Annotated in this window: 18 protein-coding genes and 1 tRNA gene; 11 read left to right on the top strand and 8 right to left on the bottom strand. The window is 65.5% G+C overall.

Features of this window, described 5'->3' with window-relative positions:
• Positions 1-257: 257 nt before the first annotated feature.
• Positions 258-1040, bottom strand: coding sequence for an SDR family oxidoreductase (locus ACQR2C_RS25400; protein ID WP_315805510.1), 783 nt, complete (start codon positions 1038-1040; stop codon positions 258-260).
• Between the two features lie 138 nt (positions 1041-1178).
• Entirely contained in the window at positions 1179-1694 is a 516-nt protein-coding gene (locus ACQR2C_RS25395; RefSeq protein ID WP_315805509.1) for a CvpA family protein, read from the bottom strand.
• Between the two features lie 111 nt (positions 1695-1805).
• On the opposite strand from ACQR2C_RS25395, the gene ACQR2C_RS25390 reads away from it, so the two are divergent.
• Positions 1806-2567, top strand: a complete 762-nt coding sequence (locus tag ACQR2C_RS25390) for an SDR family oxidoreductase (protein ID WP_316217973.1) — start codon at positions 1806-1808, stop codon at positions 2565-2567.
• A 45-nt stretch (positions 2568-2612) separates the two neighbouring features.
• Here ACQR2C_RS25390 and ACQR2C_RS25385 read toward each other — a convergent pair whose 3' ends face one another.
• Positions 2613-4214 (bottom strand): GMC family oxidoreductase, encoded by a 1602-nt coding sequence (locus ACQR2C_RS25385; RefSeq protein ID WP_434882367.1) that lies wholly within the window; start codon positions 4212-4214, stop codon positions 2613-2615.
• Positions 4215-4358: 144 nt separating this feature from the next.
• Positions 4359-5792 carry a coniferyl aldehyde dehydrogenase gene (locus ACQR2C_RS25380; RefSeq protein WP_434882366.1) on the bottom strand — a complete coding sequence of 478 codons (1434 nt, stop codon included), beginning with the start codon at positions 5790-5792 and terminating at the stop codon, positions 4359-4361.
• Positions 5793-6281: 489 nt separating this feature from the next.
• Here ACQR2C_RS25380 and ACQR2C_RS25375 point away from each other — a divergent pair.
• A tRNA-Met gene (locus ACQR2C_RS25375) sits at positions 6282-6358 on the top strand.
• A gap of 319 nt (positions 6359-6677) precedes the next feature.
• Here the strand turns inward: ACQR2C_RS25375 and ACQR2C_RS25370 are convergent.
• The 3 genes from ACQR2C_RS25370 to ACQR2C_RS25360 form a co-directional block, all read right to left on the bottom strand.
• A complete protein-coding gene (locus tag ACQR2C_RS25370; protein ID WP_315805489.1) occupies positions 6678-7763 on the bottom strand; it encodes a YeeE/YedE family protein in 1086 nt (361 codons plus the stop codon).
• Between the two features lie 121 nt (positions 7764-7884).
• Positions 7885-8235, bottom strand: coding sequence for an ArsR/SmtB family transcription factor (locus ACQR2C_RS25365; RefSeq protein WP_315805488.1), 351 nt, complete (start codon positions 8233-8235; stop codon positions 7885-7887).
• Between the two features lie 24 nt (positions 8236-8259).
• The gene (locus ACQR2C_RS25360; protein ID WP_315805523.1) at positions 8260-8649 is read right to left on the bottom strand and encodes a thioredoxin; all 390 of its coding nucleotides are present in this window, start codon (positions 8647-8649) and stop codon (positions 8260-8262) included.
• A 121-nt stretch (positions 8650-8770) separates the two neighbouring features.
• On the opposite strand from ACQR2C_RS25360, the gene ACQR2C_RS25355 reads away from it, so the two are divergent.
• Complete coding sequence (locus ACQR2C_RS25355; RefSeq protein ID WP_316237062.1) at positions 8771-9505, top strand: cytochrome c biogenesis CcdA family protein; 735 nt, start codon at positions 8771-8773, stop codon at positions 9503-9505.
• On the opposite strand, the gene ACQR2C_RS25350 is transcribed toward ACQR2C_RS25355, so the two are convergent.
• Entirely contained in the window at positions 9506-10222 is a 717-nt protein-coding gene (locus tag ACQR2C_RS25350) for a hypothetical protein (protein WP_316183589.1), read from the bottom strand.
• Positions 10223-10330: 108 nt separating this feature from the next.
• Between ACQR2C_RS25350 and ACQR2C_RS25345 the strand changes: the two genes are divergently transcribed.
• The 8 genes from ACQR2C_RS25345 (at position 10331) to ACQR2C_RS25310 (ending at position 16874) form a co-directional block, all read left to right on the top strand.
• The gene (locus ACQR2C_RS25345) at positions 10331-10921 is read left to right on the top strand and encodes a thioredoxin family protein (protein ID WP_434882365.1); all 591 of its coding nucleotides are present in this window, start codon (positions 10331-10333) and stop codon (positions 10919-10921) included.
• A 129-nt stretch (positions 10922-11050) separates the two neighbouring features.
• A complete protein-coding gene (soxX, locus tag ACQR2C_RS25340) occupies positions 11051-11494 on the top strand; it encodes a sulfur oxidation c-type cytochrome SoxX (RefSeq protein WP_315805484.1) in 444 nt (147 codons plus the stop codon).
• A gap of 20 nt (positions 11495-11514) precedes the next feature.
• Positions 11515-11967 carry a thiosulfate oxidation carrier protein SoxY gene (gene soxY, locus ACQR2C_RS25335; protein ID WP_315805483.1) on the top strand — a complete coding sequence of 151 codons (453 nt, stop codon included), beginning with the start codon at positions 11515-11517 and terminating at the stop codon, positions 11965-11967.
• A 17-nt stretch (positions 11968-11984) separates the two neighbouring features.
• Positions 11985-12311, top strand: a complete 327-nt coding sequence (gene soxZ, locus ACQR2C_RS25330; protein WP_315718309.1) for a thiosulfate oxidation carrier complex protein SoxZ — start codon at positions 11985-11987, stop codon at positions 12309-12311.
• Positions 12312-12344: 33 nt separating this feature from the next.
• The gene (soxA, locus tag ACQR2C_RS25325; protein ID WP_434882364.1) at positions 12345-13169 is read left to right on the top strand and encodes a sulfur oxidation c-type cytochrome SoxA; all 825 of its coding nucleotides are present in this window, start codon (positions 12345-12347) and stop codon (positions 13167-13169) included.
• Between the two features lie 24 nt (positions 13170-13193).
• A complete protein-coding gene (gene soxB / locus ACQR2C_RS25320; RefSeq protein ID WP_316183586.1) occupies positions 13194-14888 on the top strand; it encodes a thiosulfohydrolase SoxB in 1695 nt (564 codons plus the stop codon).
• A gap of 5 nt (positions 14889-14893) precedes the next feature.
• On the top strand, positions 14894-16177 hold the full coding sequence (soxC, locus tag ACQR2C_RS25315) for a sulfite dehydrogenase (protein ID WP_316217966.1): 1284 nt from the start codon (positions 14894-14896) through the stop codon (positions 16175-16177).
• A complete protein-coding gene (locus tag ACQR2C_RS25310) occupies positions 16116-16874 on the top strand; it encodes a c-type cytochrome (protein WP_315805479.1) in 759 nt (252 codons plus the stop codon). The genes soxC and ACQR2C_RS25310 overlap by 62 nt, the downstream gene beginning before the upstream one ends.
• The last annotated feature ends 1 nt before the right edge of the window (position 16875 follow it).

The raw sequence follows: 16875 nt of genomic DNA, 5'->3' as shown, positions 1-16875 counted from the left end.
GAAAGCGATTCGTCAGTCACTCGACCGAGGAATCATCCATTTCCGGCAGCAAAATGGTAAGTTAGCGCCAATGGGGGCAGCCGCACGGGAGGTGTCAGAGGGCAAACGCTCGGGGAGTGTTCGTGGTGAGGCCTGTACCCCCTCACCCGGATCGCATCTGGCGATGCGATCCGACATCTCCCCGCACGCGGGGAGAGGCGCAGAGCGAGCAAGTCGCGAGAGACCTCTGCACTCCAACGTTTCCCGCAATACGCCGCTTAAAGCGTGCCCGGGAACGCGCCGCCGTCAAGCAGGATGTTCTGGCCGGTGATGTAGCCGGCCTTGGCGGCGCACAGGAAGGCGCAGGCGAGGCCGAACTCTTCGGGATCGCCGAAGCGACCCGCAGGGTTTGTCTTGGCGCGGTCGGCCAGGATCTGCTCCGGCGTGACGCCGCGCTTTTCGGCTTCGCCCTTTGCCGTGGAGAGAAGGCGGTCGGTCTCGAACGGCCCCGGCAGCAGCGCATTGATGGTGACGTTGTTGATCACGGTCTTGCGCGACAGGCCGGCGACGAAGCCGGTGAGGCCGGCGCGGGCGCCATTGGAGAGGCCGAGAATGTCGATCGGCGCCTTCACCGCGGCCGAGGTGATGTTGACGATGCGGCCGAACTTGCGCGCCATCATGCCGTCGACGGTCGCCTTGATCAGCTCGATCGGCGTCAGCATGTTGGCATCGAGCGCCTTGATCCAGTCGTCGCGGGTCCAGTTGCGGAAATCGCCGGGCGGCGGGCCGCCGGCGTTGTTGATCAGGATGTCCGGGTCCGGGCAGGCCTTCAGCACCGCGGCGCGGCCCTCCGGCGTGGTGATGTCGCCCGCCACTTCCGTCACGGTGATGCCGGGATTGGCCGCGCGGATCTCGGCCGCGGTCTTGGCCAGCGTCTCGGCGCCGCGCGCCGTGATCGTGACATGCACGCCCTCATTGGCGAGCGCGATGGCGCAGGCGCGGCCCAAACCCTTGCTGGAGGCGCAGACGATGGCGCGGCGGCCCTTGATCCCGAGATCCACGATTGATCACTCCGATATGTCAGTGAGGCTGAAAGGAAGATGGGCGCATTCTAGCCAACGGCATTGCCGCTGATAAGAGCAGCCGGCCTGTGCCGAATTGCATGGCTCGCTATGACGGGAGAGACGCCGCCGGGTCGGTCAGATGCGCCGTTCCTGCTTCAGCCGGTCGATCAGGCTTGCGACCTCCGGAGGCAGCGAGCGGAAGCCCTTTGCGCCTGCGAGCGAGAGCATCGGACGCAGGCGTGATCCGTCGAGGAAGCGCGGCTGGCGCTCGGGAGGAACGATCCTGTCGAACACCAGCACCAGCGTGGTCGCGACCATGCCGGTGCGGACCGCGCCCAGCAGCGCGCCGCCGAGCCGGTCGCCAAAGCCGGCCTCGGAACCGATCGCCTCGTCGAGCAGGATGCGACCGATCTTGCCCAGCGCCATGCCGATCACGACGAAGGCGGCGAAGAACTGCAGCCAGTTCTGGGCCAGCGGAGTGCCGTGCGCGTCTTGCAGCTGCGGGCTCATCGCTGCGACCGCCCCCATCGCCAGCGGCATCGCGAGCAGATAGGCCAGAATCGTGATGGCGCTGCGCAACAGCCCGGTCGAGAAGCCGCTGTAGACGGCAACCATCAGTGCGGCACAAGCGGCGAGGTCGAAAGCGTTCATGGTTGCTCCGCCGCGGTTGTAGGCCGCGCCCGGTAAACGATTCCGGTTTGCGCTGCTTCAAATCGTCTGTATCAATGCGCCGCAACAAATGAGCAAATCGTGGGAGGAACCATGTCCGAGCTGTTCGACGTCAGCCGCGAGGTGATCCTGATCACCGGCGCGAGCCAGGGTCTCGGGCGGCAGTTCGCCCGGGTTCTATCGGCGCATGGCGCCGCCGTCGCGCTCGCGGCACGCCAGACCGGCAAGCTCAAGGCGCTGGAGGCGGAGATCAGGGCGAGGGGCGGCCGCGCTGCCGCCGTGGAGATGGACGTGACGAGCATGGCGTCGATCGCCAGAGGCATGGACGCCGCCGAGGCCGCGCTCGGGCCCGTCACGGTGCTGATCAACAATGCCGGCATCGCCGTGGAGAAGCTCGCGGTCGAGCAGAGCGAGGCGGATTGGGACGCCGTGATCGGCGCCAATCTCAAGGGCGCCTATTTCGCCGCAACCGAAGCGGCGCGGCGCATGGCCGCGCGCAAGGCCGGCGGCAACATCATCAACATCGCCTCGGTGCTCGGCTTCAGCGTCGTGAAGTTCATCTCGCCCTATGCGATCTCCAAGGCCGGCGTGGTACAGGCGACCAAGGCGCTCGCGCTGGAGCTCGCGGCGAGCGGCATCCGCGTCAACGCACTGGCGCCGGGCTACATCGACACCGACATCAATCACGAGGTCTGGGAGACGCCGGCGGGCGAGAAGCTGATCAAGCGCATCCCGCAGCGGCGCGTCGGCCATGAGAGCGACCTCGACGGCGCGATCCTGCTGCTGGCGTCCAACGCTTCGCGCTACATGACCGGCAGCGTGGTGACGGTGGACGGCGGCTTCCTGCTGACGTGAGGCCCGGCTGATCCGCAGGTTGATTTCCCACGATGGCGAGCGGTCTCAGCCCTTCAGCTCGTCCTTGATCATGTCGGCGGCCTTCTCGCCGATCATGATCGTCGGCGCATTGGTGTTGCCGCCGATCAGGGTCGGCATGATCGAGGCGTCGACCACGCGCAGGCCGGACGTTCCGTGCACCTTCAATACGGGATCGACCACGGCGAGCGGATCGTCGACGCCCATCTTGCAGGTGCCGACGGGATGATAGACCGTATCGACGCGGGCGCGCAGGATGGCGCGGATGTCGTCGTCGGTCCTGACATCCGAGGTGAACAGGTCACGCGTGGCGAGGCTGCGCATGGCCGGCGTCTCCATCAGCCGCAGCGTCGTCTTGTAGCCGGCGACCATGGTCTCGACATCGTCGGCCTCGCCGAGGAAGTTCGGATCGATCAACGGCGGCGCCAGCGGATCGGCACTCTTCAGTCCCACCGTGCCGCGGCTCTTCGGCCGGAGCAGACAGAAGTGGCAGGAGAAGCCGTTGCCGTGGCGCTTGCGGCCGTGATCGTCGGTGACGGCCATGCCGAAATGCAGCTGGATGTCGGGCACGTCGAGATCAGGCCGCGTCTTCAGGAAGCCGCCGCATTCGGCGAAATTCGAGGTCAGGACGCCACGGCGCTCGCGGCGATATTGGCCGATGCCCGCCAGCAGCCGGCGCAGGCCTTTCGGCGACAGCGAGGAGAAGTTGGGGTTGTCGGAGGTGTAGGCGAAGATGAAATCCGGATGGTCCTGCAGGTTCTGTCCGACGCCGGGCAGATGATGGATGCTGGCGATGCCGAGCCGCGCCAGCGCGCTTGCATCTCCGACGCCGGAGAGCATCAGCAATTGGGGGGTCTGGAACGCGCCGGAGGCGAGGATCACTTCGCGGCGGCAACGGATCTGCTTGACCTCCTTGCCCTGGCGGTACTTGACGCCGACGGCGCGCTTGCCCTCGAACAGGATCATCGACGCATGCGCCGATGTCTCGACGCGCAGGTTGCTGCGGCTGCCGATGTGCGGCTGGATGTAGGCCCGTGCCGCGCTCCAGCGCTCGCCATTGGCTTGCGTGACTTGATAGAGGCCGAGCCCTTCCTGCGTCTCGGCATTGAAGTCGTCGCGGACCGGAAACTGCGCTTCGCGCGCCGCCTGGAGAAAGATGTCGTGCACGGGATTGTCGGTGCGCAGCCGGTTGACCGGCAGCGGTCCCGATTGGCCGTGATATGCGCCGTTGAACTCGGCATTGTTCTCGGCGCGCTTGAAGTAGGGCAGCACGTCGTCATACGACCAGCCGGTATTGCCGAGGGAAGCCCAATGATCGTAGTCGGCGCGGTGGCCGCGGATGTAGACCATGGCGTTGATCGCGGAGGAGCCGCCGAGCCCGCGGCCGCGCGGCTGATAGCCGCTGCGCCCGTCCAGGCCCCTCTGCGGCACGGTGGTGAAGGACCAGTTGTTGACGGGCCCCGCGACCATCAGGAACAGCATGTAGGGCGTTGTCACGATCCAGTTGTCGTTGCGCCCCCCGGCGTCGAGCAGCGCGACGGATGTCGCCGGATCTTCCGACAGGCGGCCGGCAACCGTTGCGCCGCCGCTGCCGCCGCCCACGACGATGAAATCGACCTCGTCCGTCACGTGCTGTCTCTCCCTGATTTGCTTTTTTATTTGGTCGTCATTCCGGGACGCCGCGCAGCGGCGAACCCGGAATCTCGAAGTTGACGTCTCATCATCTCCGGATTCCGGGTTCGCGCTGCGCGCGCCCCGGAATGACCGAACGGGTCAGCTCAGAAACCGCAGCAGCTTCTCGATGCGGGCGATGCTGGCCCCATAGGGCGGATAGAGATCCTTCATGCGGTTGAAGGGCGAGCGGTAGAACACCGGCTTCAGCTTGCTGAAGCTGTTGAAGCCCCATTCGCCGTGATAGTGGCCGATGCCGGAGGCGCCGACGCCGCCCATCGGCTGATTCATCTGCGCAAAATGCAGAAGGCAGTCGTTGATGGTGACCCCGCCGGAGACGGTGCGCGCCAGCACCGCGTCGCGCGCCGCCGCGTCGCTGCCAAACCAGTACAGCGCAAGCGGCCGGTCGTGGGCATTGATGTGGCGGATGACGTCGTCGGATTGCCGATAGGGCATGATCGGCAGCAGCGGGCCGAAGATCTCCTCCTGCATGATCGCCATGTCCGCGCTCGCACCCGTCACGATCGTCGGCGGAAACTTCCGCAGTTTCTTCCAGGCCGGATCCTCCGGGCTGGTTGTGCTCAGCGTCCTGGCGCCGCGCGCGATCGCGTCGCGCAGCAATCCTTCCAGCCGGGCATAGTGCCGCTCGGAGATGATCGACGTGTAGTCGGCATTGGCCGGGTTGGTGCCGAACATCCGCAGCATGTGCCGGTGCAGCTTGCTCGCGAATGCGTCCGCGTGCTGCTCGGGCACGAACACGTAGTCCGGCGCGATGCAGGTCTGGCCGGCGTTGAGCAGCTTGGCATAGGCGATGCGCTCGGCGGCTTCGTCGATGTCGGCGGAGACGTCGACGATGGTCGGCGACTTGCCGCCGAGCTCGAGCGTCACCGGGGTCAGGTTGCGCCCGGCGGCCTCGGCGACGATGCGGCCGACGCGGGTCGAGCCGGTGAAGACCAGATGATCGAACGGCAGCCCGGCAAAGGCCTCCGCGACGCCGTCCTCGATGCCGGTGACGGTGAGCTGGGCCGGATCGAAATTCGCCGCGATGAGCTCCTTGAGCAGCGCGGAGAAGTGCGGCGTCAGCTCGCTCGGCTTGATCATGACCCGGTTGCCGGCGGCGAGCGCGCCGATTGCCGGGGCCAGAGTCAGCTGCAGCGGGTAGTTCCAGGGCGCGATGATGCCGACCACGCCGAGCGGCTGCGGCATCAGGCGGTTGCGCGCCGGCCAGAACTGCAGCGCGGTGGCGATGCGTCGCGGCGCCATCCAGCGCGGCAGCGCCTTGAGCGTGTGCCTGATCTCAGCCTGCAGGAACAGCGTCTCGGCAATCGTCGTCTCGACCGCGCAGCGGTGGCCGAAATCGGCTGAGATCGCCTGCTCCAGGCGGGTCTCATTCTCCGACAGCATGGCCCGCAGCCGCTTCAGGTCGTCCAGCCGTGCTGCGAGGGCGGGCGGAGGCGCATTGCGTGAGGCTTCGACCTGCGTGTGGAACGCGTTGTCGAGCGCCGAGAGGGCGGGGCTCTTCAGGGACTGGTCCATGGACGTCTCCTCGCGTGTAGCGCGGCCGCGTGCAGGGCCGTCATTCTGGTTGGCTTAAAGCTGCCGCGTTGCGGAACCCTTGGCAAGCGCGGCGTCGGTTTCGCGCCGCCTGGCGCGCGCGTGGAGCCGATCCATTTCGCGGGCGAGTGTCGTCGGTCCCTGCCGCCGCCCTTCGAGGAACTTTTTCCTTGTCCCCAGCCCGCGCCGTGCCCCTGGTCCCGGCCGTCAAACAGGCCGCCACATAAGCGTCTGTCATATCGATGTAATTTCTGAAATGAGTCCCGCGACAAGCGGTGTCACAATCCGGCAAAAAAACTTCCCGAAAGCCCTTTCCAAACCGGCCTCGCATTGGTACATACCGCCCGCACCCGACGGCCGGCTAGGCCAACGGGCTCAAGCCTTCTCAGGAAGCCTTTGGGATGGATCGGCAGCGCCTCAGGTGTCTGCCAGGACCGCCCGGCACTTCCCTGAAGGTGACGCACAAGTTAACGCGGGGTGGAGCAGCCCGGTAGCTCGTCAGGCTCATAACCTGAAGGTCATAGGTTCAAATCCTATCCCCGCAACCATTGAGACCGACACTCCCGTAGCCGATGAGGCTGCGGGAGTTTTGGTTTGTGCCTCTGCATCCCTGTTTCATCCCCGTAAGCTGCTGTGCAGCTGAGGAGGACGGTGCCGCCTCGTGAAGCGTGGCGTCGGACGATCCGAGGATTATCAGGGGGACTGCGCTCCAGACGGCCACTGGGAGTGGGCAGTCAATTTGCGAAGCTTGCGTTGAACTGAAAATGTCGAGGGAACGGACGAAATCCACGGTCCGCTTGCCTGCGGCACAGCGTCATTGGCCAGGCGTGGGAGCAAGTTCGCACATTGCGCGAGCGTAGCCGCCCGTCACGACGTCAGACGCAGCAGGTTGCGCACGGCAGGGCGCCATTCGCCGGTCATGGTGTATTCGAGGCCGAGACGTGCGCCGCAGGTGATCGCCAGCATCGTCAGCGGTGCCGAGACCGCCAGCGTCGAGAAGGCCGAGAGGCCCTGTCCGATCGTGCAGCCCATCGACATGATGCCGCCGGTGCCCATCAGCAGTGCGCCGGTCATGTGACGCTTCAGCTCGCGCGCGTCGTCGCAGGCTTCCCAGCGGAAAACGCGCGAAAACATCGCCGCGACGAACGAGCCCAGGATCACGCCGGCGACCGAGCCGATCGCGAAGTCGGCGTGCGTGCCCGAAAGCGTGGCGATGTAGAGCACGGTGTTGCCGAGCGGGGCAACGAAGGTGAGGGATGCCACGCGCGCCGGATCGAAATCGTCATTGCCGAGCCAGCTGGTGGCGAACCAGCCGAACGCCACCGCGAAGCCCACGGCGAGGCCGGATAGCAGCAGGCGCGGCGATCTCACGAGGCGCCCGTCGGCCAGTGCCCAGGCCGCGAGCGCAACTGCTGCGACGGATACGGTCAGCGGCCGCGCATATGAGCCGAGTGCGGACGACAGCAGCGCATCCATGCCCTGGGTCATGGTCTCGGGCAGGCGGATGGAGAGCGGCTCGATCAGCGAGATGCGCAGGAATCCCGTGAGCCCGCGCATCGCGGCTAGGGCCGACACGCCCAGCACCAGGAACACGACGATGGCGCGCAGGTCGCCGCCGCCGATCCGGACCAGCGTGCCGAAGCCGCAGGTGCCGACGAGGGCCATCCCGATTCCGAACAACAAGCCGCCGATGATGGCGCCGCCGAGCGGAATCGAGGATGTCAAATAGATCGAGCGCGACAGGTCGATCAGGCCGAAGCTGGCGAGCAACTGGGTTGCGACCAGCGCCACCGCGGCCGCGAGCGCGAACGATTTGAGCCGGCGGGTATCGGCGCCGAAGAACGCGTCCTCCAGCATCGCGAGCGTACAGAAGCGGCCGGCGCGGCCGGCGACGCCGAGGACGGCGCCCGCGAGCAGCCCACACATGAACGTCAGTGCTGACGGGCCGAGCATTCCTCTCCGACGTCCTCGTTGGTTTCCCGGTATTGTGCTCCAGGAACGGCGGGGACGCCAGACCTCTTGCGCCGCTACAGGGCGCGCCGATGCGAAGCCCGAGACCGCGAGGGCGAACCTGTCAGCGGCGGCGCTTGCGGACCGGCTCGCAATAGACGTCGTAGATCGCCGTCAGGATCTTGCGGACATCTTCGCTCGCAAGGCTGTAGTAGATCGTCTTGCCGTCGCGCCGCGTCGTGACCAGCCGGTCGAGCCTGAGACGGGCGAGCTGCTGCGAGACGGTCGACTGCCGCTCGCCCAGGAACTGCTCGAGCTCGGTGACGGATTTTTCGCCTTCGGCGAGGATACAGAGCAGCAAAAGCCGGGACTCGTGGGACAGCGCCTTCAGCATCTCGCTGGCTTCCCGCGCCTTCTCGATCATCTGCTCGAGCTCGGCAGAGGTTTCGATGTCCTTCAAGTTCGGCAGCGGCATGAATTCGGGATCCCTCGGTTGGCGTCAGGAGCGGGCCGGCGCCCCGCTTGTAGCATTCATTATACGACCCAGCATCCCAAAGAAAAACGCGTCGCCGGGATAGCCGCGGATGCGTCCGATCTCGCGGCCCTGATCGACCACCACGAAGGTCGGGGTGAACGCTCCCGGATCGATACCGGACAGGTCCGTCGGCAGCGGCTTGGCAAGGTCGACCCGTCGCAGCGGCAGCGCGCGCCCCTCGTCGGTCTTGTCGTAGATCGGACCGATTTCCGCGTTGAAGCGGGCGCACCAGCCGCAGCCCGGACGTTCGAACATCACGAGCTCGGAGGCGAAAGCCGGCGACGAGAGGCAGATGCCGGTCACCACCGCTCCTGCGAGCGTTGCGAATCCGCGCGATGCAGTTCTGCCGGTCATGCCGAGATCCTCTCTGGACTTGTCGGCCAATCTATCATTAAATTCGAATATGTACTAGTGCGCGATTTCCGAATCCTGCCCGGCAGGCCGGGCACGCAGCGCTGGCCGACCGGGAGGAAAGATGGATCTCGACGTCACGCTGGGCGCCGCGCTGGCCGCGGGTCTGTTGTCGTTTCTGTCACCGTGCATTCTGCCGCTGGTCCCGCCGTTCCTGTGCTACATGGCCGGCGTCTCGGCGGCCGACGCGATCGGCGAAACCAGCATGGCCCAGCGGCGGCGGACGGTGCTGACGGCGCTGTGCTTCGTCGGCGGTTTTTCGCTGGTGTTCGTCGGTCTCGGCGCCACCGCCTCGGTGTTCGGACGGTTCATCGCCGGCCATCTCAGCCAGCTCGGCATCCTCGCCGGCCTCGTCATCATCATGATGGGGCTGCACTTCCTCGGGGTGCTCCGGATTCCGCTGCTGTACCGGAGCGCGACGATCGACGTCGGACGCAAGCCGGCCGGCCTGCTCGGTGCGTTCGTGATGGGACTGGCCTTCGCCTTCGGCTGGACGCCGTGCGCGGGGCCGGTCCTGGCCGCCGTGCTGATGATGGCCGGCGCGGAGGCGACGGTGGGGAAGGGCGCGCTGCTGCTCGCCGCCTACTCGGTCGGGACCGGCATCCCGTTCCTGATCGCCGCTGCCTTTACGGGGCAGTTCATGACCATGCTCAAGGGCATCAAGCCGCATCTCCCCCTGGTCGAGAAGACGATGGGCGGCTTTCTCGTCCTGACCGGCGCTGCCTTTCTCGCCGGCGTGATCCCACGGATGTCGGAATGGATCTTCGAGCGCTTTCCGTCGCTCGCCACCATCGGCTGATCAGCCGAAGCGGAAGTCCAATAGATTGACGAAGGACTGTAGTTCGATCTCATAGCGATGCACCAGGCCGGCGTCGCTCTCGCGCGCAGCGCGGCCGATCTCGTTGGCACTCGTCGTGGCGCCGTCGATCAGGCGGCGGAATTCGGCCTGGCTCGCCACGTCGGGCGTGGCGAGGCCGTTGCAGCGTTGCAGCCGGTCGCGCAGCGCTGTGCCGGCCTGGACGACCTCGCCAGGCTCGGCCTTGCCCGCTGCGAACCGCGCCGCGGCGTTGCGCAACGCGTCCATGACGGGTGACAGGTCGAACACGCAATCACTGAGCTCGACCACGCCGGCGTCCTGCCTCAGGGCGTGAAGCGACCGGCGCAACGCGGCAATGGCCGCCGCAGCGCGTGCCCCGTCACCTGCGGTCAGCGCTTCGTCCGCCTGCTTCAGGCGATCGTTGCCGGTGGCGATCAGCTCTGCAAAGGATCTGGCCGAATAGGGCGCATGGGAGCGCTCGGCGAGCCGGCTGAGCCTGCCCCAGGCGATCCGGGCGTCGTCGAGCTCGATCTGCGCCAGGCCCACATTGCCGGTGCGGCCATAGCTCGCGGCTGTGCGCAGGCTGGCCATCGCCGAGTGCATGAAGGCAGCAACATCCGCGTTCCCTTCGGCGTGCCCACGGACGCCATGCGTGAGGCATGACAGCACGAGCGACAGCATCATGACGCGGCGCAGCATCGAATGTCCTTTTCACATTCTGTTATTCGAATATCATGTATCGAAATTCCGTGGACTTGGCAAAGTGGACTTGGTGCCAGTGACTTGGCAAAGCGCGCGAGCAGGCTGATGACGACGAACCGGACGATGACACGGCGCAATCTGGTTGCGCTGCTGCCTGCCGCGGCGGCGGTCGGCCTGGCCTCAGCGCCGGCGCAGGCCGACGCGGTGCTGGGCGACGACGGGCTCTATCACCAGTCCTGGTTTCTCAACAGCTTCCTGGACCTGCGCGAGGATCTCGAAAGCGCGGCATCGGAAGGCAAACGGCTTGCGATCATGTGGGAGCTGCGCGGCTGCCCGTATTGCCGCGAGACGCATCTGGTGAACTTTGCCGATCAAGAGATCACGGACTACATCCGTGCCAATTTCGAAGTGCTGCAGCTCAACCTGCTCGGCGCGCGCAAGGTGATCGACTTCGACGGCAAGGAGCTCGCCGAGAAGGAGCTCGCCGAGCGCTACGCGATCCGCTTCACGCCGACGTTCCAGTTCTTTCCGCCATCGGCCGAGGGCGTCTCTGCGAAGGAGCCGCTCGCGCGCGAGGTGGCGCGCGCGCCGGGCTATCTCAAGCCGCCGCATTTCCTCGCAATGTTCCGCTTCGTGCGCGAGAGGGCCTATGAGCGCGGCACATTCCGCGACTATCTCGCTTCGACCAAGGGTTGAGTGCACTGCGGCATCGAAATACGCTTGACACCAATCACATTATCAAATCATAATTCTTGAATATGATGGATCGTAAGTCCGTCGTGTCATCGTAAGGCGAGGGGACGCCTCGTCGGTCAGGGTGGAAACATGCGCCGTTTGATTCCGGCCGCCTTGCTGTGCGTGTTGCTGTCGGCAACCGCGCGAGGTGACGAGCCGATCAGGCTCGATGTCGTCGACTATGCCATTCCGAAATCGCTGACGGGCGCGCCCGGCAATGCCGATGCCGGCAAGAAGGTGTTCTTGACGCGGACGCTGGGCAATTGCCTCGCCTGCCATCAGGTGTCTTCGCTGAAGTCGGAAGAGTTTCACGGCGAGTTCGGTCCGTCGCTCGACGGCGTCGCGACCCGCTACAACACGGCGCAACTGCGCCTGATCGTCGCCGATCCCAAGCGCATCTTCACCGACACGGTGATGCCCGCCTTCTACAAGAACGACGGACTCAATCGCGTCAGGCCTGAGTTCGTCGGCAAACCCGTCCTCACCGCCGCGCAGGTCGAGGACGTCGTCGCCTATCTCGAAACATTGAAATAACCGCCTCTGGAGGATGATGCATGGGCGCAATCAACAGACGACAGGCGTTCCTTCTCGGCGGCGGTTTCGTCGCTTTGACGGTGCTGCCGATGGCCGCCAACGCCGAGCCGAGCAACGACGCGGCCGAGATGATCAAGAAGTTCACCGGCGGCAAGGAAGCGGCCAAGGGCAAGATCACGCTCGATCTGCCTGAGATCGCCGAGAACGGCAACACCGTGCCGCTCGCGCTCTCGGTCGAAAGCCCGATGACCGCCGAGAACTACGTCAAGGAAGTGCTGTTCGTGGCCGACGGCAATCCGAACGGCGGCGTCGCCACGCTGATGTTCACGCCGATGTCCGGCAAGGCCGAGGCGTCGATCCGTATCCGTCTGGCGCAGACCCAGAACGTGATCGCGGTCGCGAAGATGAGTGACGGTTCGCTCTTCACAGAGCGCAAGACCGTCAAGGTCACCATCGGCGGCTGCGGCGGCTGAGACAGGGAGAGACTGATATGGCAGACAAGCCGCGCATCAAGCTTCCGAAGGAAGCCAAGAAGGGCGAGATCATCCAGATCAAGACGCTGGTCTCGCATCTGATGGAATCGGGTCAGCGCAAGGATGCGCAGGGCAAGCCGATCCCACGCAAGATCATCAACAAGTTCACCTGCGAGTTCAACGGCAAGCCGGTGTTCTCCTGCGCGCTGGAGCCGGCGATCTCCGCCAACCCGTACATCCAGTTCGACGCAAGGATCGACGAGGAAGGCACGTTCAAGTTCGCATGGACGGATGACGATGGCTCCGTCGTGACGGCCGAAGAGAAGATCGCGTTGAAGGCCTGATCGGCAGCGTGTGATCGCTAGGAGGAGTGACGGATGTCCATTCGCTACGGTTCTCTCGCCGTCCTGGCGTCGGCCGCGCTGGCCCTGTCGGCAGTCGCGACGTTCGGCCAGGAGGCCGAACGGAAGGGCATTCCGGCGCCTCCCGGCCACGTCTTCAAGACCATCATCTCGGGCTATCAGTTCCGCACCAAGGAAACGCGCGCGCTCCAGGATGACGATCTGGAGAATCCCGGCTTCCTCGCGGTGGAGCGGGCCGCCGACGTCTGGAAGACGGTCGACGGCGGCGAAGGCAAGTCGTGCATGAGCTGCCACGGCGAGGCGGAAAAGACCATGAAGGGCGTCGGCGCGGCCATGCCCAAATGGAGCGAGAAGCTCAACAGGCCGGTCAATCTCGAGCAGCAGATCAACATCTGCCGCACCGAGCACATGAAGGCGCAGCCCTGGCCGTTCAAGTCCAAGGAGCTGACGGACATGACGACCTTCGTCCGCTATCAGTCGCGCGGCATGCCTGTGGCGGTGAAGACCGACGGCCCGATGTCGCCGTGGTTCGAGAAGGGCAAGGAGATCTACTACACGCGGGTCGGCCAGCTCGATCTCGCCTGCGCCTCCTGCCACGAGAAGAACAACGGCAAGTTCATGCGCGCCGATTTTCTGAGCCAAGGCCAGACCAACGGCTTTCCGACCTACCGGCTGCGCGATCAGCGCCTGGTCCCGCTGCACGAACGGTTCGAGGGCTGCATGTTCGACGTTCGTGGCGTGCCCTACAAGCCGCTGTCGGACGAGTTCCTCGCGCTCGAAATCTACGTCGCCTGGCGCGGCATCGGGCTTCCCGTCGAGACACCGTCGGTCCGCAACTAGCCGCGGCCACAAGGAAGACACATCATGATATCGCGTCGCGAATTCGTTCAGGTCGCATTGGCGGCGGCTGCCTTGACGGGTGGCTCCGGTCTTGCGGGTGCGACCCGCGCCTTTGCTCAGCAGAAGCTGACCGAGAAGGAACTGCTGGCGTTCGATCCGGTCGGCAACGTCACCTTGGTGCATGTCACCGACATCCACGGCCAGCTGATGCCGCTGTATTTCCGCGAGCCGTCGACCAATCTCGGCGTCGGTGACGCCAAGGGCCAGCCGCCGCATGTCACCGGCAAGGATTTCCTCACCCGCTTCGGCATTGCGCCGGGCTCGTCGTCGGCCTATGCGCTGACCTCGGAGGATTTCGAGGCGCTGGCCAAGACGTACGGGCGGATCGGCGGGCTCGACCGCGCCGCCACCGTCATCAAGGCCATCCGCGCCGAGCGCGGCGACAAGGTCGTGCTGCTCGACGGCGGCGATACCTGGCAGGGATCCTGGACGTCGCTGAAGACCCGCGGCCAGGACATGATCGACTGCATGGCGCTGCTGAAGCCGGATGCGATGACCGGGCATTGGGAGTTCACCTACGGCACCGAGCGCGTCAAGCAGGCGGTCGATGGTTTGGGCTTCCCCTTCCTCGGCCTCAACATCCGCGACACCGAATGGAACGAGCCGGCGTTCGAAGCCTCGACGATGATCGAGCGCGGCGGCGTCAAGATCGCGGTGCTCGGCCAGGCCTTCCCGTACACGCCGGTCGCCAATCCCCGCTGGATGATTCCGAACTGGTCGTTCGGCGTGCGCGAGGAGGATGTTCAGACCCAGGTCGACAAGGCGCGCAAGGACGGCGCCGGCCTCGTGGTGCTGCTGTCACACAACGGCTTCGACGTCGACCGCAAGCTGGCCAGCCGCGTCAAGGGTCTCGACGTCATTCTCACGGGTCACACCCATGACGCATTGCCTGAAGCGGTCAAGGTCGGCAAGACGCTGCTGATCGCGTCGGGGTCGTCCGGCAAGTTCGTCTCGCGGCTCGATCTCGACGTCAAGGACGGCGAGGTGAAGGGCTATCGTTACAAGCTGATCCCGCTGTTCTCCGACGTGATCACGCCGGACCCGGCGATGGCGGCGAAGATCGCCGAGGTGCGCAAGCCGTTTGCCGCCGATCTTGCCCGCCCGCTGGGACGGACCGAGACGCTGCTGTATCGCCGCGGCAATTTCAACGGCACGTTCGACGACCTGATCTGCCAGGCGCTGCTGCAGGAACGCGATGCCGAGATCGCGCTGTCGCCGGGCTTCCGCTGGGGTACAAGCGTGATGCCGGGCCAGGACATCACCTTCGAGGACGTCACCAACGCCACCGCGATCACCTATCCCGCCGTCTATCGCATGGGCATGACCGGCACGCGGCTGAAGGAGATCATCGAGGACGTCGCCGACAACCTGTTCAACGTCGATCCCTACTACCAGCAGGGCGGCGACATGGTCCGCATCGGCGGCATGTCCTATGCCATCGACGTCAACAAGCCGCAGGGACAGCGCATCTCCGACATGCGCCTGATCAAGACCGGCGCCGCGATCGATCCGGCGCGCGAGTATCAGGTCGCGGGCTGGGCCAGCGTCAACGAAGGCACGCAGGGGCCGCCGATCTGGGAGGTCGTGTCGAGCTATCTGCAGCGCCAGAAAACCGTTCGTCTCGAGCCCAACCGGGCCGTCAAAGTCTCCGGAGTGTGACGACGATGTCCAAGGACAAATCACTTCCCTCAGCCCCACGCGCCTCGCGTCGTGGTTTCCTGACTGCGGCCGGCGGTCTCGCCGCCACCGCGCTGGCCTCGCAGGCGCGAGCCGGCGCCGGCAATCCCGCCAACCAGCCGCCGAACGTGCCGGAATGGACGCGCACCCTCGGCGAGGGCGTCGCCGTCCGGCCCTACGGCAAGCCGTCGAAGTTCGAGAAGGACGTCGTCCGCCGCGACGTCGAATGGCTGACGGCTTCGCGCGAATCCTCGGTCAGCTTCACGCCGCTGCACGAGCTGGAAGGCATCATCACGCCGAACGGACTGTGCTTCGAACGCCATCACGGCGGCGTGGCCGACGTGGATCCGGCCGATCACCGGCTGATGATCCACGGCCTGGTCGAGCGGCCGCTGCTGCTGTCGCTCGACGAGCTCAAGCGCTATCCGCGCGTCAACCGCATCCACTTCATGGAATGCGCTGCCAACTCCGGCATGGAGTGGCGCGGCGCCCAGCTCAATGGCTGCCAGTTCACGCATGGCATGATCCACTGCGTGCAATATACCGGCGTCTCGCTGCGCACCCTGCTCGAAGAGGCCGGCGTCAAGACCAACGGCAAATGGCTGCTGGTGGAGGGCGCCGACTCCGCGTCGATGGATCGCAGCCTGCCGATCGAGAAGGCGCTCGACGACTGCATCATCGCCTACAAGATGAACGGCGAGGCGCTGTATCCCGAGCAGGGCTATCCGATGCGCCTGGTCGTACCCGGATGGCAGGGCAATCTCTGGGTCAAATGGCTGCGCCGCATCAAGGTCGGCGACCAGCCCTGGCACACCCGCGAGGAGACCTCGAAGTACACGGATCTCTTGCCGAACGGCAAGGCGCGACGCTTCACCTGGGCGATGGATGCGAAGTCGGTGATCACGAGCCCGAGCCCGCAGGCGCCGATCAAGCATGGCAAGGGCTTTACGATCGTGTCGGGCCTGGCGTGGTCGGGCAACGGCAAGGTCAAGCGCGTCGACGTCTCGCTCGATGGCGGCCGCAACTGGTGGCCGGCGCGGATCGACGGCCCGGTGCTCGACAAGGCGCTGACGCGCTTCTACTACGAGTTCGACTGGAACGGCGAGCCGCTGCTCTTGCAGTCGCGGGTCCAGGACGAGACCGGCTACGTCCAGCCGTCCAAGGCCGAACTGCGCAAGGTGCGCGGCTACAATTCCATCTATCACAACAATGGCATCCAGACCTGGCACGTGCAGGCAAACGGTGAGGTCGAGAATGTCGAGGTCGCCTAAGCTCATCATTGCCGCCGCAGCGCTCGCAACCCTTGCGGGCTCGGTGGCATTCGCCGGCGGCCCGGGCGAGAAGACTGAGGCCAAGATTGATGTAAAGGCGCCGCAGCGCTTCAACATCGGCCGAGCTCCGAGCGCCGAGGAGATTCGCGGCTGGGATATCGACGTGCGTCCGGACGGACAGGGGCTGCCCGTCGGCAAGGGCACCGTCGCCCAGGGCGAGAAGCTGTTCATGGACAATTGCGCCAGTTGCCATGGCGAATTCGGCGAGGGCGCCGGCCGCTGGCCGGTGCTTGCCGGCGGTAAGGGATCGCTGACATCAGACAATCCGGTCAAGACGGTCGGCTCCTACTGGCCCTATGCCTCGACGCTGTTCGACTACGTCCGCCACGCGATGCCGTTCGGCAGCCCGCAGTCGCTGAAGGTCGACGAGTACTATGCGCTGGTCGCCTATGTGCTCTATCTGAACGACGTGATCACCGATCAGAACTTCGAGCTGAGCAACAGCAATCTCGCCACGATCAAGATGCCGAACGAGGGCGGGTTCATCATGGATGACCGGGCCACGAGCGAGAAGGCGTTCTGGCAGAAGGATCCCTGCATGAAGAACTGCATCGCGCCGGTCAAGATCACCGGACGCGCGACGGCGGTCGACGTCACGCCGGAAGAAAAGGACGGCAAGCCGCGAGGCGTCGAGTGAG

Source organism: Bradyrhizobium sp. HKCCYLRH3061, assembly GCF_051168015.1.
Classification (GTDB): Bacteria; Pseudomonadota; Alphaproteobacteria; order Rhizobiales; family Xanthobacteraceae; genus Bradyrhizobium.
This window is presented reverse-complemented; position numbering and strand designations above follow the sequence as displayed.